This window comes from Peribacillus sp. SRI_006 (genome assembly GCF_057586375.1).
In genome coordinates, this window is record NZ_JBYCZT010000009.1 from 180,418 (window position 1) to 201,218 (window position 20,801).

Annotated in this window: 13 protein-coding genes and 1 riboswitch; of the genes, 1 reads left to right on the forward strand and 12 read right to left on the reverse strand. The window is 41.2% G+C overall.

The window, feature by feature from the left end:
- Position 1: 1 nt before the first annotated feature.
- From AC2YHV_RS14925 to ku, 7 genes are all read right to left on the reverse strand, one after another.
- Positions 2–2,854 (reverse strand): 2-oxoglutarate dehydrogenase E1 component, encoded by a 2,853-nt coding sequence (locus AC2YHV_RS14925; protein ID WP_063575910.1) that lies wholly within the window; start codon positions 2,852–2,854, stop codon positions 2–4.
- A gap of 375 nt (positions 2,855–3,229) precedes the next feature.
- Positions 3,230–4,000: a dioxygenase family protein gene (locus tag AC2YHV_RS14930; RefSeq protein ID WP_034307426.1), complete on the reverse strand. Its 771-nt coding sequence runs from the start codon at positions 3,998–4,000 to the stop codon at positions 3,230–3,232.
- Positions 4,001–4,075: 75 nt separating this feature from the next.
- Positions 4,076–4,849, reverse strand: a complete 774-nt coding sequence (locus AC2YHV_RS14935; protein ID WP_487373518.1) for a polysaccharide deacetylase family protein — start codon at positions 4,847–4,849, stop codon at positions 4,076–4,078.
- Positions 4,850–4,953: 104 nt separating this feature from the next.
- Positions 4,954–8,403 (reverse strand): methionine synthase, encoded by a 3,450-nt coding sequence (gene metH / locus AC2YHV_RS14940; RefSeq protein ID WP_328145057.1) that lies wholly within the window; start codon positions 8,401–8,403, stop codon positions 4,954–4,956.
- Positions 8,396–10,243 (reverse strand): bifunctional homocysteine S-methyltransferase/methylenetetrahydrofolate reductase, encoded by a 1,848-nt coding sequence (locus AC2YHV_RS14945; protein WP_057277364.1) that lies wholly within the window; start codon positions 10,241–10,243, stop codon positions 8,396–8,398. The genes metH and AC2YHV_RS14945 overlap by 8 nt, the downstream gene beginning before the upstream one ends.
- Before the next feature lie 103 nt (positions 10,244–10,346).
- Positions 10,347–10,445, reverse strand: a riboswitch (SAM riboswitch).
- 111 nt (positions 10,446–10,556) lie between these two features.
- Entirely contained in the window at positions 10,557–11,207 is a 651-nt protein-coding gene (locus AC2YHV_RS14950; protein WP_487373519.1) for an MOSC domain-containing protein, read from the reverse strand.
- A 490-nt stretch (positions 11,208–11,697) separates the two neighbouring features.
- The gene (ku, locus tag AC2YHV_RS14955) at positions 11,698–12,540 is read right to left on the reverse strand and encodes a non-homologous end joining protein Ku (RefSeq protein WP_048687774.1); all 843 of its coding nucleotides are present in this window, start codon (positions 12,538–12,540) and stop codon (positions 11,698–11,700) included.
- A gap of 150 nt (positions 12,541–12,690) precedes the next feature.
- On the opposite strand from ku, the gene ligD reads away from it, so the two are divergent.
- Positions 12,691–14,538 carry a DNA ligase D gene (gene ligD, locus AC2YHV_RS14960; protein WP_487373520.1) on the forward strand — a complete coding sequence of 616 codons (1,848 nt, stop codon included), beginning with the start codon at positions 12,691–12,693 and terminating at the stop codon, positions 14,536–14,538.
- 195 nt (positions 14,539–14,733) lie between these two features.
- Here the strand turns inward: ligD and dapF are convergent, their stop codons facing one another.
- The 5 genes from dapF to AC2YHV_RS14985 all read right to left on the reverse strand — a co-directional run bounded on the left by dapF (position 14,734) and on the right by AC2YHV_RS14985 (position 20,726).
- On the reverse strand, positions 14,734–15,723 hold the full coding sequence (dapF, locus tag AC2YHV_RS14965) for a diaminopimelate epimerase (RefSeq protein WP_487373521.1): 990 nt from the start codon (positions 15,721–15,723) through the stop codon (positions 14,734–14,736).
- A gap of 182 nt (positions 15,724–15,905) precedes the next feature.
- Complete coding sequence (locus AC2YHV_RS14970) at positions 15,906–17,207, reverse strand: NCS2 family permease (protein WP_098866595.1); 1,302 nt, start codon at positions 17,205–17,207, stop codon at positions 15,906–15,908.
- Positions 17,208–17,363: 156 nt separating this feature from the next.
- Entirely contained in the window at positions 17,364–17,936 is a 573-nt protein-coding gene (locus tag AC2YHV_RS14975; RefSeq protein ID WP_063575901.1) for a beta-class carbonic anhydrase, read from the reverse strand.
- Between the two features lie 88 nt (positions 17,937–18,024).
- Positions 18,025–18,819, reverse strand: coding sequence for a hypothetical protein (locus AC2YHV_RS14980; protein ID WP_487373522.1), 795 nt, complete (start codon positions 18,817–18,819; stop codon positions 18,025–18,027).
- Between the two features lie 1,586 nt (positions 18,820–20,405).
- The gene (locus AC2YHV_RS14985) at positions 20,406–20,726 is read right to left on the reverse strand and encodes a DUF4870 domain-containing protein (protein ID WP_057277906.1); all 321 of its coding nucleotides are present in this window, start codon (positions 20,724–20,726) and stop codon (positions 20,406–20,408) included.
- Between the last annotated feature and the right edge of the window lie 75 nt (positions 20,727–20,801).

Here is a 20,801-nt window from a genome sequence, read left to right on the forward strand (position 1 = left end):
TTTATTTCTCCCCCTCATTATTGCGTGTAATTGCTTGAGTCATAATCCGTTGTTGTTCATTTTTATGGACAAGTGGATCTCCCTCAGCCGGGCTTGATCTGCGCTTCCTTCCTATATATGTTACTGAAAGATTGCCAGGAGCCGCTGCATTTAGGCGAGGTTCAACAAATGTCCAAGCACCCATGTTTTTAGGTTCTTCTTGAGCCCAGAAGATTTCTTTAAGATTTGTATATTTTTTCAGGGCTTCTTGAACTCCAGTGAATGGGAATGGATAAATTTCTTCGATACTGATGATTTGCAACCAATCCGTATTTTTTTCAGTTGCCGCTTTTTCACGAAGTTCAACCGCCAATTTACCTGTTGCAAAAACAATGCGTTCAACCGATTTAGGTTTTTTGCCCAAAGTTTTGGTTTCTACGAATGATTCAAACGCGCCTTCACTGAATTCTTCTGTTGTAGAAGCCATCACCTGATTACGAAGCATACTCTTCGGTGTCATGATGACAAGCGGACGTACTTGTTCTTGATCCAAAATCTTAGCTTGTCTTCTAAGGATATGGAAGTATTGAGCTGCCGAACTTAAGTTAGCAACTGTCCAGTTGTTTTCAGCTGCTAATTGAAGGAAGCGTTCCAGTCGTGCACTTGAGTGCTCTGGCCCTTGTCCTTCATAACCGTGTGGAAGCAGCATGACAAGACCTGATTTTTGACCCCATTTTGCACGGCCAGCAGCGATGAATTGGTCAAAGATCACTTGTGCTGTATTAGCGAAGTCACCGAATTGGCCTTCCCATAATACAAGTGTCTCAGGTGCAAAAACGTTATAACCATATTCATAAGCCAGAACTGCCGTTTCCGTAAGCGGGCTGTTATGAACAGCGAATGAAGCTTTGGCAGTTTCAAGTGTGTGAAGTGGTGAATATGTTTTTCCATTAACACTATCATGTAACATGATATTACGTTGTGCAAATGTTCCACGCTCTGAATCTTGTCCTGTCAAACGGATTGGCGTGCCGTCACTTAAAATCGATGCAAAAGCCAATGTCTCGGCATGTGCCCAATCGATTTTTCCGTCAGGACCAAAGGAATCCAAGCGACGTGATAGGATCTTTCCTAATTTTTTATTAGGGGTGAATCCTTCCGGCCATTTAACAAGCTCTTCGTTAATTGTAACAAGTTCTTGTTTCGGAACTGCCGTTTCAATGGCTGGAAGTCCTTTTTCAATAATCCCAGGAGGATTACACTCTTTGGAAGCTTCCGGTTTATTTCCGGAAATTTTCGCATATGCATCTGCAAGCCTTGTATCCACTTGCTCAGCAATCGCTTTAACTTCAGCTTCAGTGAACTCGCCGGATTCAATAAGTTTTTTCCCATAAAGCTCTTTTACGGTTGGATGCTTATGGATTAATGCATACATTTCAGGTTGAGTCACCAATGGCTCATCCATTTCGTTATGGCCGAAACGTCTGTAACCGATCAGGTCGATCAAGAAATCCTTGTTGTATTTTTCACGATATAGGTTAGCAAGGTTCACAGCAGCCATACATGCTTCTGGATCATCTGCATTTACATGCACGATCGGCACTTCGAAGCCTTTTGCCAAATCACTAGCATATAAGGTTGAACGTGAATCTTCACTTTCCGTTGTAAAACCGATCATGTTATTGGCGATGATATGGATTGCGCCGCCAACTTGATAACCGCGTAAACGGCTTAAGTTAAACGTTTCAGGTACAATTCCTTCACCTGGGAATGCAGCATCACCATGAATCAGGATTGCAAGAGATTTGGAAATGTCTTGCACAGGGAATCCTTTTTCTGTACGGTCTTCTTGAGCCGCACGAGAATACCCTTCCACGATTGGACCGACTACTTCCAAGTGACTTGGGTTATTGGCAAGTGTAATCCTTGCTTTTTGTATATTAGCTTTTGTAATCTGTTTATCCAGACCTAAATGGTATTTAACATCACCTGTCCATCCATTGTTAATGCCTGTTGAACCCTCGGAAGGAACCAAATCTTTATTCGGTGAATGTTGGAATTCAGAGAAAATGACCTCATAAGGCTTTCCTAATACATGTGCAAGCACATTCAAACGTCCACGGTGAGCCATGGCAATATTCACATTACCCGTTCCGTTTTGGACAGTTTGTGAAATCATTTCATCTAAAATCGGAACCATAGCATCCAGTCCCTCAATTGAGAAACGTTTTTGCCCTACATATGTGCGGTGAAGGAATTTCTCGAAACCTTCTACTTCATTCAATCGTTTAAGTAATAGTTCTTTTTTCTCTTTTCCCACTTCCGGGAACATGCTTCCAGATTCGACCATATCAGTAAGCCATTGCTTTTCATCCAAGTCATTAACATGATGAAATTCAAAGGCTATCGTTTTTGTATAGAGTTGTTTTAGGTATTGTACGGCTTCGTATCCGTCTTTCACGTCTTCAGGTGATTCCGGACAAATAAAGTCAGCCGGTATTTTCCTTAAATCATCTGCAGTCAAGCCATATTTTTCAAAGTGAATTTGTTCAGTGTCCAAAGCTTCTTCTTTTAAAGGATAAATATTTGCAGCAAGATGCCCGTATGCACGGATATTTTCAGCTAACTTCACTGCAGACATAATTTTCTTCATTGGAAGAACTTCTCCAGTTTGTACAGTTGATGCACTTACAGTTGTTGTTTCTGCCGATACATCGAATGAAGGAGGACCTGCTACTTCAAAAAAGTTTTTCAGTTCCGGATCCACTTCTTCCGGGTTGGCTAGAAATAAATCGTATTGCTCCATGACATACCCAAGGTTTGGACCCGAAAAAGCTTTCCAGTGGTCTAATACCTTAGAATCATTGATGGTCATTTTGTAAACCCCCAAATTTTTCTCATAATTTTTTTCATTCCGTTTTATCCATCCCCAAATTTCTTTCTTCTAATTTTCCCCAAATATAGGATATATATAAGATATATAATAAATAACTTTGGTTATTGAATAATAAAATTTTAAAGGATAAAACGTTTTCAGATGTTATATTAACATGTTTTTGTCGAAATATCCAAAGGTTAAACCACTTTATACAACCTTTTTTCAACTATATTTCTGCTTAATTCGTCAAAAATCGCTTTTAACTGTCTTTTTTGCTCATTTAAGTCTTTTTTTCGCTAAAAAAAGATTTTTGTATTTTTGTATAATGATTATTTTTCAGGTAAATTTAACTAGTTTGAAAGCCCTTTCACCTCACTCAAACTTCCAAGCTGTTAAACTTAGATTGCCATATTGAAAGCTTCTGTGCAGAAGAGCCGCTTTTTTATTGTCATCCCCTGAGCCCATTGCGATGACCAATGGAATGAAATGCTCTTTGGAGGGCACAGCCTCTGTACTGTAAGGGGCGATATTTTCATAATTGAACAAAGATTGCAAATCCCATTTCATGATTTTTTCTTCGACCCAGTTCTCAAACTCGATTGCCCATCCCTCTGCAACATGCATATCTTCCTGAATATGTGTGAAATTATGGACAATTCCACCGCTTCCTATGATCAGGACATTATTTTCCTTTAATTCCCTCAATGCTTTCCCAATTTCATACTGCTTGTCCAATGGCAGCGAAGGACTAATGGACATAGATACGGTCGGGATATCAGCTTCTGGGTACATGATATGCAAAAGCCCCCATGCTCCATGATCCAGGGGGCGCCTTTCATCAAGTTCCCCCAATACATCTATCCTGGACAATAAGGTTAAAATTCGATCTGAAAGCTCCAGGCATCCCCTCGCAGGATATGTTATCTGAAATATTTCTTCAGGAAATCCAGCAAAATCGTAAATGACTTCATGCTTCCCCACTGCAGAAATCATTTGATCTTCATTTTCCCAATGTGCTGACAAAATAACGATGGCAGCAGGTTTCTTCATAGTTTGCATATATTCCTTCAAAAAAAGAGTATAGCTATTCTTTTCCAAAGCTAATAGCGGTGTTCCATGTGATAAAAACAATGATGGCATCATAGAGACGATAAATCCTTTCGCATTGTAATCTCAATATCCTATACCTTAATTTACTATAGTTAAACAATGTGTTCATCAATTAAATTGCATTTTCGGCGTAGTCTCATCAATAGTATCAAAGGTATATCCTTCTTTTTTAAGGAATTCAATTATATCAGGCAACGCTTTCACTGTATTTTTCATACTATTGATATCATGCAATAAGATATTAACATGCTTTTGATTTTTCGTCCCTTTTTGTACAGCAGAAATGATTTGTTGTTCACTTATTGACGGACTGAAGCCATCTGTCGAGTCAATGGACCAATCAAAATAAATATACCCTTTTTCCTTTAGTTGTTGAAGGATTCCATTGATGATTGGTTTCGTTGACGCCTGATGCCGCAGCCGATTATTTGAGCCGCCAGGAAGGCGCACAATACGGCTTTTTATCCCATACTCCTCTTGCAGCATGGTTTCAAGCCTATTCAAATCTTGAAAGAAATTCTCAGTCGACCGATAAACGATGGAATAATCATGTGTATAAGAATGAAGGGCGATCGAATGACCGCGGGATATCATTTCCTGATAACAACTCTTTGCGTATGGTTCTTCGTTACCTTTAACGAAAAATGTGGCCTTAACATGATAGCGGTCCAAAATATTCAATATCTCCATGGTATTCAAGGATGGTCCGTCATCGAAGGTCAAATAGGCGATTTTCTGATTCGCCTTACTTTTTAGCAACGGTGTCATCTCTTCAGGAATAACTGCATTTGCATGTACTTGAATGTTTTGCACATCCACATCAGACAAAATAATAATGAGAGAACTCGCCATGGCAAGAGTTAATTTTAGCATCTTCTTCATAGGTGCTGCATCCCCTTCCTTTTGACCATTAAGGTGTACCAGTTAAGGGGTTTCATGCGCAATAAGGCAGCGGTAAAAAATACCGCTGCCTTTATTAAATGAAGTTATCGATCGACATTAAAGTAACGGGCTTCAGGATGTGCAAAAACAATGGCTGAAACGGAAGCCTCTGGTTCCATCATGCATCCTTCAGTCAATTCCACGCCAATATCTTGAGGTTGCAACAGGCGGAATAGCTTCTCCTGGTCTTCCAGATTAGGACAAGCAGGATAACCAAATGAAAACCTTTGCCCGGTGTACTTAGCTGCAAACCGCTCTTTCATGGACATATCAATCGGATCGCTTATACCTAAATCATCCCGCATTAATTGATGGATTCTTTCCGCGAACCCTTCAGCTGTTTCAAGAGCAAGTGATTGAAGGGCGTGATTTTTCAAGAAATCACCTTCAAGTTTCAGTTTTTCTGCCCATTTTCTGATTCCTTTTCCGGCAGTGACCAGGAAGAAACCAACATAATCCATTTGCCCGGAGGAAATCGGTTTTGCGAAGTCCGCTAAACAAAGATGCGGATTAGTATCTTGCCGGGGGAATTCGAAAGTTTCCAAAACCTCATGATGATTGTCCGGGTTGTATATAAATAGCTTATCTCCTTCGCTTTGAGCAGGGAAAAATTGATAAACTGCATTCAAACCATAATCCGGTTCCGTCTTTAAGAATTCGATCAATTCGTCTACGAGATCATTGAGCTGCACTGCTTTTTCATTCCCTTGCTTAAGCAATTCGGTAACTTTGCCTTTTAACCCCAAATGATGACCAATCAGCATTTGCCTATTTATATATGGCTGGACGACATCCAATGGATAGTTTTTCAGGACGTGTCGTTTGATGTCACGCGGTGTTTGAACAGGAACATCGCTTAAAGGAGCCGCTGTGGACTGCTTACGAACAGGTTTTTCCAACGTGGCAGCAATGGCGGCATTCGCTTTCGATCTTTCTCGTTTCTCGACCAACTCTTCCAAGTACACCACTTTTTTGTCGGCGTCATGTAAAATATTCGTTACCGCCAAACCATCCATCGCATCTTTGGAATATAAAACCGGCCCTTCATATTCAGGTGAAATTTTAAAATCGGTGAATTTACGGGATAATGCTGCCCCTCCAACTAAAATTGGGGTATCTATTCCCGCTTGCCTTAAATCCTGCGCGGTTAAAACCATTTGCTGTGCAGATTTGACAAGTAGCCCAGATAGGCCAATGATGGTTGGCTCATGTTTTCGAACCTCTTCAATGATTTGTTGCGGTGCGACCTTTATTCCCAAATCAATGACTTCATAGCCGTTATTGGAAAGGATGATATCCACTAGGTTTTTCCCGATATCATGCACATCTCCCTTGACGGTCGCCAACAGGATTTTCCCTTTCTTAGCACTATCTTCAGCGTTTTCCATAAGTGGTTCAAGGTGAGCTACAGCCGCCTTCATCGCTTCTGCACTTTGAAGCACCTCTGCGACAATAAGTTGGTTGTCATTGAACAGCCGCCCCACTTCACTCATCCCATCCATCAATGGTCCATTGATGATTTCCAATGGGGTATCACCGCGCTCTATCGCTTCATTTAAATCATCAATCAATCCTTCTTTCGTTCCTTCGATAATATAGTTACCAAGACGTTCGTCCAATGGCAGGATCACACCATCATCCTTCTTCTCCGCTTTTTTTCCACGATAAAATTCGGTAAAAATCGCTAAAGTTTCAGTTGATGTTTCAAACAGGAGTGCCTCCGCCAATTTCACTTCCTCTTCCGGTATCAAGGCGAAACGTTCAAGTTTTTCTGTATTCACGATAGCATAATCGAGACCCGCTTTTGTACAATGGTAAAGGAAAACGGCATTTAATATTTCCCTTCCCCTCGCCGGCAGACCGAAAGAAACGTTGGAAATTCCAAGTATCGTTAGGCATTCCGGAAACTTTTCTTTAATCGCCTTTATTCCATTCACCGTCTCCAATGCAGATCCAATATATTGTTCATCCCCAGTGCCTACAGGAAATACCAGCGGATCAAAAATGATGTCATTTTTGTTTAGACCGTACTTATTGACGAGCAAATCCACAGACCGCGTAGCCACTTCCAATTTTCGTTCAGCATCGACGGCCATCCCAATTTCATCAATGGTTCCTACGACAACGGCAGCACCATATTGATGGACTAAGGGTACTATTTTTTCAAAGCGCTCTTCACCATCTTCAAGGTTTATGGAATTTATGATCGATTTTCCTTGTGAATGTTTTAATGCTTGTTCAAGTACGACTTCATCCGTAGTGTCGATGACCAACGGGACTTTCACTTTTTTGACGACCTCTTCTACAAATTCCTTCATGTCGCCAAGCTCATCCCCATCAGGATCGGCAAGACAGATATCAATGACATGTGCGCCTTTCTTTACCTGGTTACGTGCAATTTCGGCAGCTGGCTCGTAATGCTTTCCACGTATCAGCTCCTTGAATTTTCGGGAACCGATAACATTCGTTCTCTCCCCTACGAATAAAGGACGCATTGAATCATCATAAATTAGCGGCTCTATCCCTGATACGGCATGACCATGGGCAGCTTCCATAATTGTACGGGGCTTCATGCCTTCGAGTACCCTGGAAAGTTCTTTAATATGTTCTGGTGTCGTGCCACAACATCCGCCAATGATATTGACCCATCCCTTTTCGGCAAATTGCTTCATTTTCTCTGCCAGGGATGTAGGTGATTCATGATAGTGGCCTTCTTCATCAGGGAGCCCGGCATTCGGATAACAGCTGATGGCGCTATTTGATATATCTGCAAGTGTCCTGATATGGTCTATCATGAATTCCGGCCCTGTTGCACAATTAAGGCCGACAGCTACGGGCTTCATATGTTCAACCGATAAATAAAAAGCTTCTATGGACTGGCCGGCAAGTGTCGTGCCCATCGGTTCGATTGTTCCTGATATGATGACAGGCACATCTTTTCCCGTTTTAGCGAATGCTGCTTTGATTCCAGAAAAGGCAGCCTTGACATTAAGCATATCCTGACAGGTTTCCACCAACAGCAAGTCTACCCCGCCATCCAAGAGACCCAGTGCCTGCTCTTCATAAGAATCTGTTAAAACATCAAAAGTCGTTCCGCCCGTTACAGATAGCGTTTTTGTAGTGGGGCCCATCGAGCCAGCTACATATCTTGGCCATTCATCATTGGAATACTTTTCACAAGCTTTAACGGCAAGCTCAGCTGAAATTTTATTTAGCTTGTAGGCAATCGTACTTATTTGGTATTCCTCAAGGACGATGCTGGTCGCTCCAAAGGTATTTGTTTCTATGATATCTGCGCCCGCTGCTAAATATTTTTCATGAATGGATTGGATGATTTCCGGTTGCGTCAGTGATAAATATTCATTGCAGCCCTCGAATTGTTCCCCGCCAAAATCGTCTGCTGTCAAATTCTCCGCTTGAAGCATCGTTCCCATCGCCCCATCAAGTAGGAGAATCTTAGAATTTAACTGATCTTGAATCGCTTTTTTATTCATGTACTGCCACCTCTGATGTCTGTTTACTATCGACTTTTCTAATATATTTCGTTAGTTCCGCCGTCATTTCATAGCGAAGGAATGGAGTGATTAAATATATGCCCTTGAATTTTTCCCTAGCCGCGTCCACCAGTTCCCGCGCGATATTCACCCCTTCAATCCTTGACTTTACAGGGTCATCACCCGCTAGAGCCATGGCCCTTCTAACATTATCAGGCAATTTGATGCCTGGGATCTCATTATGGATGAATTCGGCGTTCCGGGTGCTTGTTAAGGGCATGATACCGATGAAAATCGGGGTTTCCAGATGTTTTGTCGCTTCATATACTTCTTCGATTTGCTCTACGGAATAAATTGGCTGTGTCAAAAAGGATTGAGCACCGCAGGCAATCTTCTTTTCCATTCTCAGTACGGCTTTATCCAGATATTTCACATTGGGATTAAAAGCTGCCGCAATTTTAAAATTTGCCCGTTGACCCAAACTTTGACCGGAATAGGAAAGACCTTCATTAAATTGTTTGACCATACTTATCAGGTCAAAGGAAGATAAATCGTAAACCGAAGTGGCACCCGGGAAGTCCCCAATTTTTGAAGGGTCTCCGGTGATGATCAATATTTCGTTCAGCCCTACCGTCTGCAGACCCATTAAATGTGACTGCAGGCCAATCAAATTTCGATCACGGCATGTTATATGCACCATCGGATTTATATTCAATTGGTTCTTCAGTAAATTAGCCAGTGCATCATTCGATATCCTTGGTGAGGCAAGTGAATTATCCGCTAATGTAATGGAATCGACCCCTGCTTTTTTCAAAACCTCAGCACCAGTCATGAAACTCTCTATCCCTAGCTTTTTCGGTGGATCAAGCTCAACGAGAATCGTCCGTTCCGTTTTGGCCTTTTCGTAAAGGGGAAGTTCCAATTCCCTATCGTTCACTTCAATTACTTCTATTTCACGGGATTTCGTAAATTTCTCTTTCACGGGAGCCAAACTTCCAATTGCATGCTTTACAGCTTGAATATGCAGTGGAGTCGTTCCACAGCACCCTCCTATGATCGCGGCGCCTTGCTCACGAAGTTCCAGGGCACTAGAACCGAAATATTCCGGTACAGCTTTATAAACGAGCCTCCCATCGACATAATCCGGCAGGCTGGCGTTAGGGTAAATGGCAATCGATGCTTGCTTTGGCAAACTCACTTCTTCCAAGGCCCGAATCATATGATGTGGTCCAAGGCGGCAATTCACACCAACCACATCGGCACCCAATTGCTCGAGTTTTTGAAAGGCTTCATTTAAATGGATTCCATTTTGAAGATTACCCAGTTCATGCATCGAGACATTTGCGATAATCGGCAGTCCGGTTTCATTTTTAACGATTTGCAGGACGGTTTCCAGTTCTTCCAGGTCATAAAATGTTTCCAGAAGAATCCCATCAGGATTTTCCATCAACAGACTGTATAGCTGTTCACGAAAACCCCGTTTTATCTCCTCCATGCTTAAATCCGATTTCCTGATACTCCGCTGTGCCCCTATGGTGCCGAAGACGTATGCCTTTCCTTTTGCCGCTTTTTTAGCAAGAATGACTCCCTGGCGATTGATTCTGCTCACTTCATCTTCAAGTCCATACCGCTTCAATTTATTGAAATTGGCTCCGTATGTATTCGATTGAAGGATATCTGCACCAGCTTCCAGATAGGCTCGATGGATGGACTCTATTTGATCTGGGTTCGTGCAGTTTAATTCCTCATAACATTGATCAATGCCATTAGAGTAAAGCAAGGTCCCCATTGCCCCTTCCCCAACCAGCATTCTTTCTTTTAATTCTTTACGAAAATTCATCATTACACCCTCTCTCAAAAACAATCCTGTTTTTGTCGTATTCTATGAGTATGAGAGAAAAGGAAAAAAAACCTTCTCAAAGAAGAAGGTTTTTGAAACATTCTCCTCATCTATCAAGCTCTGCTTGCTGGATTTAGCACCTTTGCGTAAGCTGGTTGCTGAGGTTTCTTCGGGCCAGTCCCTCCACCTCTCTCGATAAGATCCATTTATATAATTTTCATAAGATTTCAAAATTTGATTATATTTAATTTACATTAATAGTCTGTCAATTTCAATACCTGATCGACATTTTTTTCACTTTTGCAAAAATCATTCAATCTTTTGCTGCTTGAACCCTCTTCAAGATCCTTTGTTTCCAGTCTTCCGCTAACGAGTCTAGTGTTAGTAAAGCCTTAGCACCTTCAAGCCCATCCCGTTTATGAAGGATGACCTCTGCTGCGTAATGGACAGAAATTTTTTCTTGTAGACGATCTATCAGCACAATCTCGTTTTGTTTATTTATCGTTCCTTCTTGAAGTACTCTTGCAAAATAACCAGTGAAACTCGTTTTCAGCACGTGTTCCAAAAACTTAGGTTCTTGATTGAAGAGGGAAATGGTCGAACAAGGTATCCTCCCTTGGTTAATTTGAACAATCACATCGCCTATTTGATAAATATCGCCGATATATGTTGTTTCTTCCTTCATCCCCGCTATAGTTAAATTTTCACCGAATGCAGGGATATCCAGCTCTTTAGAGAATTTTTCATTCCATAATGAATAATGCTCAAATGGGTAAAAGCACAAAGCCCGATCAGGACCTCCATGGAACTTTACATTACCGACACCATCACCGATTATGCCAGCTTTAGTCACTTTCAAATTATCCTGTGCTTGTTTATCCATGGCTGAAAAGATATCAATATTCGAAAAAATTTCATGTTTCGGCTTCCCCGCATGTAGTGATTTGATTTTCCCATTTTCCATTTTGCATCTTCCATTCATATTAAATTTATATCGTCCTATATGTATAAATTATACTAAAAGTCCATTTTATTCAGTACCTTTTTATATGTATATGAAATGAAAAAGCCATATGCGGCGTTAATGGGCTAAATATCATTGATTTCCAGAAAAATTCATAGGTTAGTTTCAGTAATTTAGTTGCTATTTCAGAATTAAATATGGTAGAATATGAACACAATATATAGTCGAAAACTACAACCGTTCGCCTATATGTTGATTTTCACGATTGAATTCCTCATTGTCGCTCTTTAGGGAGCGAATTTTTTTTGCTTTCGTTAATATCCACTAATTTCCTGTAATTCCATTCAGTTTCTTGCATCGTGATCGACTCACCTATTTGTACTTTCCTTCCCTATTTATCAAGACCTTTTCATCTTATTAGAAGCCTGATTCCTTGCAAAAACAAGCAGAAAGCCGAGCGACATCATCCGTCTTCCGCTCAGCTTCCTGTTTACGCTTGTTTCTTTTTTTTCGGTGCCGCTTTCTTTCGGGTCGTCTTTTTCTTTTCCGGTTCATCATGTTTTGTACGGTCTATGGATGCTTGTAGTGCCTCCATTAAATCAGTTACATTGTTGGAAACTGGTTCTTTTGTTTTCGCTGTAATCGTCGTCTGACCCGTTTTCTTTGATTCAATCAATTCTAGTAACGCGGTTCGATAGTCATCGGTGTATTTTGTCGGATCGAAAGTAGTCGTTAATTGATCTATCAATAATACGGCAGTATCGATTTCTTTTTTTACAATGGTATCATTGGCAGGGATATTCGGAACATCCGCTGTGGAGCGGACTTCATCCGGATAATGAATCGTTTCCATAACCAAGGTATTATCAACGACTCGGATTACCGCCATTTGTTCTTTGGAGCGAATGATGATTTTTGCCAACCCAACCTTATTCGATTCCTTGAGGGCCTGCCTCAAAAGGGAATAAGCTTTTATCCCCCCGTCATTTGGGGACATGTAATAACTCCGGTTAAAATAAATAGGATCTATTTCTTCAATTTTAACGAAATCCACGATTTCCACGGCTTTTTCTTCGTTTTGTTTTTTCAGTTGTTCTAGTTCATTGTCTTCCAATACAACAAACTTTCCCTTTGTATACTCAAAAGCGCGGACTATATCATCCTTCCCCACTTCTTTCTCGCATACTGGACAAACCTTTTCGTATTTAATCGGTGTATGACATTCCTTATGCAACGTCCTTAAAGATATATCCTTATCCTCCGTTGCAGCATGAAGTTTGATCGGAATGTTCACCAAACCGAATGATATGCTCCCCTTCCACATCGTATGCATATTCGTCACCTCATAACTTATTTTTGATGAGAAGAACAATTTTATTATTCCCCTTTGTTCAATAAAAACCGAAAAAACAATTGCCAACTTTAACACTTCGTTTTTTTGGCAAAATAATGTTATCAATTATTTGCGGAGGTAAATACAAAAATGAAACCGATGCTGCCTACCTATTACCCTGAAGCCCCCAACTCCAAGGATTGGCGTTATGAAGTCAAATATGACGGCTTTAGGGCTATTTTAACGATAGACTCCGATACCATAAGCATTTCGAGTCGAAATGAAAAGGAATTATCACCTCAATTCCCAGAAATCATTGCTTACATCAAAGACCTGGACCTGGAAGGTTATCTCCCGCTTCAATTAGATGGAGAATTGGTCTGGCTTACGAATCAGGCGAAAGCGGACTTTTTTCAAATACAGTGGCGAGGACGCCTTGGGAAACAATCCTTAATTTCAGAAAATGCCCGTTTTTCCCCATGTCGGTTTATAGCGTTTGACCTGCTTCGCATCCGCGGAAAAGACATAGCAGATAAACCTATGGTGGAACGAAGGGAATTGATGTTGAATATGGGGGAAAAACTCGGTCTTCCTATACCTCCTGATCCCACCGATAAGGCTTTGATACAATTAATAGAGAGTTTTGACGTTTTGGATATTGCCTTGAATAAGGTCACCTTGTTAGATGGCGAAGGGATTGTTGCCAAGGAAACTCGGGGTGCTTGGCAAGAAGGAAGACGTACAACATCTTGGATTAAGGTGAAAAATTGGAAGACCGTTTCTTGTTTCATCACAGCATTGCACAAAGAAAATGGCTACGTTTCCCTTGCAGTATTCAAAGAAGGTGCCGTAACGAAAATCGGAAGTGTCAAAAATGGACTGAGTGCTAGAGATAAAAGTATATTGCATCAATTGATCAAGCAAAATGCATTAGACGAAGACGCACAATTTTTTTATATCCATCCATCCATTTGCATTGAAGTTCAATTCTTGCACGTTTATGAGGAAAATGAATTGCGTGAACCTCAGTTTTCCCAGTGGCTTTTACAAACCTCTCCCGACGAATGTACCTGGGAGAAATTCGTGCTAGGGCAATATACATTTCCAGATACTGTACAAATAACTTCCAGGGATAAACCGCTTTGGAAAACAGAAGGAAAACAGGTGGTAAAAGTAGAATATCTTCATTATTTACGGGAGGTTTCAGCTTTCTTCTTACCATTCTTGAAGGATAAGCTTCTTACCACGATCCGCTATCCTCATGGAACTTTGGATAAAGAAAGATTTTTCCAAAAAAACAAACCTGATTATGCGCCGGACTTTATAAAAACGTTCATGGATGAGGATATCGAGTATATGCTGTGTAACGACATTGAAACTCTCCTTTGGTTTGGTAATCAACTTGCATTGGAATTTCATGCCCCATTTCAGAAAGCCGGTAAAACAAGACCCGACGAAATCGTCCTGGACTTGGATCCTCCTTCCATCGAATATTTCTCTCTTGCGGTAAAGGCTGCACAGGAAATAAAAAAGGTGATGGAATCATTAAGGATTAAAGCTTTTGTAAAAACTTCAGGTAACAAAGGACTGCAAATTCACATCCCTCTGCCTGAAGACAGATTTACTTATCAGGAGACACGCATATTCACTGACTTTCTAGGTGATTATTTAACAAGTTCCAATCCGAATGATTTTACAACGGAAAGAATGAAAATAAATCGGCATAATCGACTTTACTTGGACTTTGTGCAGCATAGTGAAGGAAAAACCATCATTCTTCCTTATTCCCCACGGGGAAATTCTTTCGCTGGTGTGGCTACACCTTTGTTTTGGGAGGAAGTGAACGAAAGTCTCCAGTTAAAGGACTTTACGATTGAAACCATACCAAACAGAATAAAAAGGGACGGGTGTGCGTTTATGGATTACCGACTGGTGGATAATGGACCAGCCTTTTTGGAAGTATTGTCGTTCCTTAAACAGAAAAAGACCAATAACTAATTGGTAAGATGGAAAGTTGCTCTAGAAACGCGCTTTCCGCGGGCGGTCCGCCCTCGGCACTCTTGAGCCGAGGAGGCTTGGCAGACAGTCGGCGGAAAGTGAACGGATCTTTGAAATCAACTGCAACTTTTTTCAAATAAGAAAACTGCAGGAAAACTCGTTTTTTTCGAGTTCGCCTGCAGCAGTTTAAAAATTTCATAATAATTTTGTTCTCAAATAACTTTGCACTTCATCCTGCAGCTTGGCATATAAGCTTGTTTCCAATTCAAAATCCTCTTTTTCAAGTATTTCAAATTTTTCAGGCTGATCTAAGTCCATTTCAATCGATACTTTGAATTCATAGGTTGCATTCCCGATTAAATCAATTGAATACGTTTGGCTTTCTACATCATGGTGGACCACGCATTTAACTTTTCCGCCGTTATTGTAGACAGATATTTCACTTTCCAACGCGTTTAACCCAACAGAGCATGTTACTAGGCTAGAAGCCGACATCGCCGTTCCACATGCATTCGTGAAGCCTACTCCACGTTCGAATGTCCGCACATAAATGCTCCCTGGTTCCAACTCTTTCACAAAGCTGACATTGACACCATCAGGGAAAAGCTCATTCGGTTGATTGACCTTTGTTGAAAGTTCTTCCTGCAAATCACTTTTTAAAACATCACTATCGACAAGTGTGATCAAATGTGGATTTGGAACCGCCAATGCCGAAAATAAAAGGGTATCATGCAGTTCCGGCAATGTTTCGTTTTGCAGCTGTTCTTTAGCCAATACAAGAGGTAGATCCTTCACATTAAAACTTACCGGTGAAATTTCCACCTTGAAAGTCGGAATGCCCTCATAAATATCTTCCGTTTTTTCGACTAGTAAATTTGCCTTCATGGTTTCCACGATCATTTTATCTAGCCCCAGAACGTCGTTCGCGTAACGTGCAACACAGCGAAGTCCGTTGCCGCACATCGAGGCTTCCGATCCATCCGCATTAAAGACACGCATCCGGCAATCAGCATGTTCACTTTTCATTACGAACAAAATACCATCCGCTCCGAGCCTCTCCCGATTGCATAGGGCCTTCGCGAAATTTTTCCGCTCTTCTTCCGTAAACGTCAGGGTCGTAGTCAATTCATCAATTATCAAGAAATCATTTCCTGAACCATGGCTTTTTAAACCTTCAATAATCATCCTGTCACATCCTCTAATATGCTGCTTGTCATTTATCATTTTTTTAATATTCTATATCATAGCATTTTGAAGATGGATGTGTCATCGCGTAAATCACATTAAATCCATTTTTTTCGACGAAAAAACCAATAAGAAGAGCGGTTGGAATAAGAATTAACTCATTCCAACCGCTCTTTTGAATTTTAACCGATCATACCAATGATGAAATAGACGATAAACATTCCGGCACTCACATACATCGGGGCTGACACTTCTCTCGCTTTTCCGGTTACAAGCTTCAAGAATGGGTACAGGATGAAACCGAATGCCATTCCATCGGCAATACTGTATGTGAAAGGAATGATCGTGATGATCATGATTGCAGGTATGCTCTCGGTTAAATCACTGAAATTCAGCTTTTTTATGTTTCCGAGCATCAAAATGCCAATGATAATCAAGATGGGGGCAATGGCGCTATCAGGGATTACTTTAATCACCGGTATAAATAACAGTGATAGGATGAATAGCACGCCCGTCACCACTGAAGTAAGACCAGTCCTGCCTCCTGATGCGATTCCAGCTGCCGTTTCTACTGTTGCGACGGTAGGACTCGAACCGAATAAGCCTGATAATAGAACGGACACACTTGTCGCCTGCAGCGACTTTTTATAGGCATCCTGGCGGTTGATACTGTCTACATGCCCGTGTACAAGACCAATATTTTCAAAAACAAGAACCATCGTCATCGCAAATACACTTATCCAGAATTCAATCCGGTTCGCTTCCAAGAACGATAATGAAAAGAAGAGATCGCCGTAGGAAGCTGTGTTAATGCCTGAAAAATGGATTTCCGATAGTTGAACCGTCCCGAACCAATAGGCAATGAGGCTGCCTGCCAGGATGGTTATCATGAAATTACCGGGGATATTCTTGATGAACAGCGTGATTGCCAGTAAAAAGGTCAACACCGTTGCAAACACCGCTGGATCGCTTAAATCTCCCAGTGCGACGATTGATGATGAACCTCTTGTGATGATCCCGCCCTTTTCAAGTCCGATCAGCATCAAGAATAGGCCAAGACCAACAGATATGGCTTCTTTTATCGAACTTGGAATCGAATCACTGATGATTTTGGAGTATTTTGTAAAAGCGATGATTACAAAAATTACCCCTGAGATAAACACAGCACCAAGAGCCGATTGCCATGATAGACCCATTCCTTGAACCATGGTATAAGCAAATAGGGCATTGACGCCCATTCCTGGAACGAGAAGGATTGGGACATTCGCCCAAAGTCCTATCATGACACAGCTTAAAGCAGATAAAAGAATCGTGGCAATCACTGCACCATTAATAGGTATACCCGCTTCCGATAAAATCAGGGAATTCACGATGAGAATATAGACTATTGTAAAATAGCCGACCACTCCAGCAAGGATTTCACGTTTTCCATTCGTTCCATAGTCGGAAAAATGAAAAAACGTTTCCAAGTTTAATTTCTTCATGTTGTATCCTTATCAAATTTATCCCTCGCCCACCCGTTTGTATTAGTGACAAACTACACTTGGCGATTTTAACAAAAAAAAGGATAAAAATAAATAGCAATGATAAAAATTTGAAAAAAACTGTCGGAAATGCTCCCGACAGCCTCGATGAATATATTATTTTTGTTCTTGCGAATAACCATCTACTACCAATTCCAGCTTCCCTGTATCAGGCGAAATGATTAGACCATGCACAGGAATATTTTTAGGAATCAATGGATGTCCTTTAATCACTTCGACGCTGTTCTTACAACTTTCATAAACATCATCAAATCCGCGAAGCCAACTGCGGATATCGATTCCTGCAGCTCCCAGTGTATCGATGGTGCTCTTTGGTATATCACGTTCGATCATCTTGTCCATGACAGAATCGGCATCGACTGATGCCATCCCGCAGTCATGGTGAGGTATGACCAATACTTCATCTGCCTTTAGTTCATAAATAGCAACAAGGATACTCCGCATGACACTTCCGAATGGGTGGGAGACGATTGCCCCGGCAGTCTTCAGGATTTTGACATCACCATTTTTGACATTCAAGGATTTTGGCAATAGTTCGACGAGCCGAGTGTCCATACAGCTTATGATGACCATACGTTTCTCAGGAAACTTATCCGTCCTATACTTAACATATTCACCTTTTTCTACAAACTGTTCATTATAATCCAGAATCTCATTAAGTAAACTCATATTTACCACCTTTTTATTATTTATTTAATCTATGTATCTCCTATTATTATATCAGGTATTTAAAAGATTTGCTAAAGGGGAACCGTAGTCAATTTGAACGATGATTCAGCGTGGCTGCACAGAACCCAAAGACAATGATTTTAGGACTTTCAGCAACATTTGATGAAAAAGAAAGTATGGGTGTATTAGTCTTGAATCGTTTCCCCCACTCCAAAGGCATCCAGCCTTCTTGGTATGAAGCGATCTTTTCCCCGTCTTTTGTGGCAATCTCGAAAGAATTTACACTTCCCGGAGTTTCAATCGGCATCCATTCCGTACCATCTTCCTTATAGATCATTCCATTTACCTTCACGAATGACCGATTTTCTTGATACAATCCAATAATGCCGCCCTGATCATCCAGGATCGTCATTTTATTGAAAAGCCCCCTTTTGATATGGTACTTAGCCAGCAAACGCCCCTCATGGTCCACCAGTTCATATCGCTTGGCCATTAGCATCGACAAGAAATTGGGAATCATCCACATGAACCACTTCATATTCAAATCACGTACCTCGCCCATTAGTGACCCATCGGGCGCAAAGAGAAGCAGTCGCAAAGTCGGTGCTGGCATAAAAGTCAATAAAACATGTTCATTTTTTAATAACCCGGCATTCGTCCCGATATGTTCTTCAGGCAATTCCTTCATTCTATTTTCATATATACGATGACTGACAAATTGAGCAATGCTAAAGAAAATAAAAGGAGAAGTTATCAATAATATATTGCCCGGAATCATCGCAAAAATATGGCAAATGAAAAAAACAACGGCCAAAACAAGAGATACCCAAGATGCATGAAAATTTGAATTGCTCGTTTTCTGATAATATTCACGTATATTCATATCCCGCTCTGCTCCTCACTCCTTACAAGAAAGATTACCGCCTTTAATGCGGCCATTGATTAGCAATACCACAATCCGCCCGGATCCGCTTCCTAAATGTGCAGGGAAGCAGTTATCATAATACTTTATTCGCTTTAATGTGATCTATTCCCTTTTTAATGAAGGACAATTCCCAACATGGTCCAAATAAAAAAGGTCCGCTTCGAACGGAATCCTAAATTAGACAAAATTGGGGCCTATCCAATTTTAAAACAAGATTAGATTTTTCTTAATGTCTTTTTACTGTATTCCTTATTGGATGGAAGTAATTTGCGACACTCCTGCCGAACTATTGGCTAGCCGAGACACCACAGACGCTTGCATCGAGGAGGCTTGGCAGGCAGTCGGCGGAAAGGGAGCGGATTTCTGAAATCCACTGGAATTTTTAAAAGAAATAACTGCAGGTTCGTCTTATTCCGGACCCTATTTAAGACTAGTTTATCTTTCATGTTTTTCCCTGTACTCCTTAATGGATGGAAGTAATTTGCGACACTCCTGCCGAACTATTGGCTAGCCGAGACACCACAGACGCTTGCATCGAGGAGGCTTGGCAGGCAGTCGGCGGAAAGAGAGCGGATTTCTGAAATCCACTGGAATTTTTAAAAGAAATAACTGCAGGTTCGTCTTATTCCGGACCCTATTTAAGACTAGTTTATCTTTCATGTTTTTCCCTGTACTCCTTAATGGATGGAAGTAATATGCGACACTCCTGCCGAAAAACTGGCTAGCCGAGACCCCACAGACGCTTGCGTCGAGGAGGCTTGGCAAGCAGTCGGAGGAAAGGGAGCGGATTTCTGAAATCCACTGGAATTATTAAAAGAAAAAACTGCAGGTTCGTCTTATTCCGAACCCTATTTAAGACTAGTTTATCTTTCATGTTTTTCCCTGTCCTCCTTAATGGATGGAAGAAATTTGCGACACTCCTGCCGAACTACTGGCTAGCCGAGACCCCGCTGCCCGCTAGGCGAGGAGGCTTGGCAGGCAGTCGGCGGAAAGGGAGCGGATTTCTGAAATCCACTGGAATTTTTAAAAGAAATAACTGCAGGTTCGTCTTATTCCGAACCCTATTTAAGACTAGTTTATCTTTCATGTTTTTCCCTGTACTCCTTAATGGATGGAAGAAATATGCGACACTCCTGCCGAAAAACTGGCTAGCCGAGACACCACAGACGCTTGCGTCGAGGAGGCTTGGCAGGCAGTCGGCGGAAAGGGAGCGGATTTCTGAAATCCACTGGAATTATTAAAAGAAAAAACTGCAGGTTCGTCTTATTCCGAACCCTATTTAAGACTAGTTTATCTTTCATGTTTTTCCCTGTACTCCCTAATGGATGGAAGTAATTTGCGACACTCCTGCCGAACTACTGGCTAGCCGAGACACCGCAGCCCGCTAGGCGAGGAGCCTTGGCAGGCAGTCGGCGGAAAGGGAGCGGATTTCTGAAATCCACTGGAACGTTTTTCAAATAAAAAACTGCAGACAAACTCGCTTTTCTTCGAGTTTGCCTGCAGTCTCAAAGGACTCCGAATGAACGGAATTCTTCTACATCATTCTATAATATCCTGAAAATCAACGGGAATCGATAATCCGTTCCTTCGTAAGCCCTAACAGCAGCAATGATGGTGAATACGACTAAAGCTATCCCGATTACCGGCAATAGCAAGAATCCAACCAATACTATAGTGAGTATCCCTGCGACTATTGAATACACGGTGTAGGAAATGAAAAAATTCAAATATTCCCTTCCGTGGTAATCCACAAATTGTGACGAGTCCTTCTTCAATAACCAAATCACCAAAGGACCGATAAATGCTGTAAAAAAGCTGATCACATAAATAAGGGCAGCAAACACTCTTTCATCTTTACTAGGCATAGTGTCTTCTCCTCCTTTCTCATATAAATATTTACGAATCAAATGAAAAATAGTTTCATTTTTCCTCTCATTATA

Bases quoted from the DNA above. Each gene is read 5' to 3' on its own strand.
- AC2YHV_RS14925 (WP_063575910.1), bottom strand. From the start codon at position 2,854: ATGACCATCAATGATTCTAAGGTATTAGACCACTGGAAAGCTTTTTCG.
- AC2YHV_RS14930 (WP_034307426.1), bottom strand. From the start codon at position 4,000: ATGATGCCATCATTGTTTTTATCACATGGAACACCGCTATTAGCTTTG.
- AC2YHV_RS14935 (WP_487373518.1), bottom strand. From the start codon at position 4,849: ATGAAGAAGATGCTAAAATTAACTCTTGCCATGGCGAGTTCTCTCATT.
- metH (WP_328145057.1), bottom strand. From the start codon at position 8,403: ATGAATAAAAAAGCGATTCAAGATCAGTTAAATTCTAAGATTCTCCTA.
- AC2YHV_RS14945 (WP_057277364.1), bottom strand. From the start codon at position 10,243: ATGAATTTTCGTAAAGAATTAAAAGAAAGAATGCTGGTTGGGGAAGGG.
- AC2YHV_RS14950 (WP_487373519.1), bottom strand. From the start codon at position 11,207: ATGGAAAATGGGAAAATCAAATCACTACATGCGGGGAAGCCGAAACAT.
- ku (WP_048687774.1), bottom strand. From the start codon at position 12,540: ATGCATACGATGTGGAAGGGGAGCATATCATTCGGTTTGGTGAACATT.
- ligD (WP_487373520.1), top strand. From the start codon at position 12,691: ATGAAACCGATGCTGCCTACCTATTACCCTGAAGCCCCCAACTCCAAG.
- dapF (WP_487373521.1), bottom strand. From the start codon at position 15,723: ATGATTATTGAAGGTTTAAAAAGCCATGGTTCAGGAAATGATTTCTTG.
- AC2YHV_RS14970 (WP_098866595.1), bottom strand. From the start codon at position 17,207: ATGAAGAAATTAAACTTGGAAACGTTTTTTCATTTTTCCGACTATGGA.
- AC2YHV_RS14975 (WP_063575901.1), bottom strand. From the start codon at position 17,936: ATGAGTTTACTTAATGAGATTCTGGATTATAATGAACAGTTTGTAGAA.
- AC2YHV_RS14980 (WP_487373522.1), bottom strand. From the start codon at position 18,819: ATGAATATACGTGAATATTATCAGAAAACGAGCAATTCAAATTTTCAT.
- AC2YHV_RS14985 (WP_057277906.1), bottom strand. From the start codon at position 20,726: ATGCCTAGTAAAGATGAAAGAGTGTTTGCTGCCCTTATTTATGTGATC.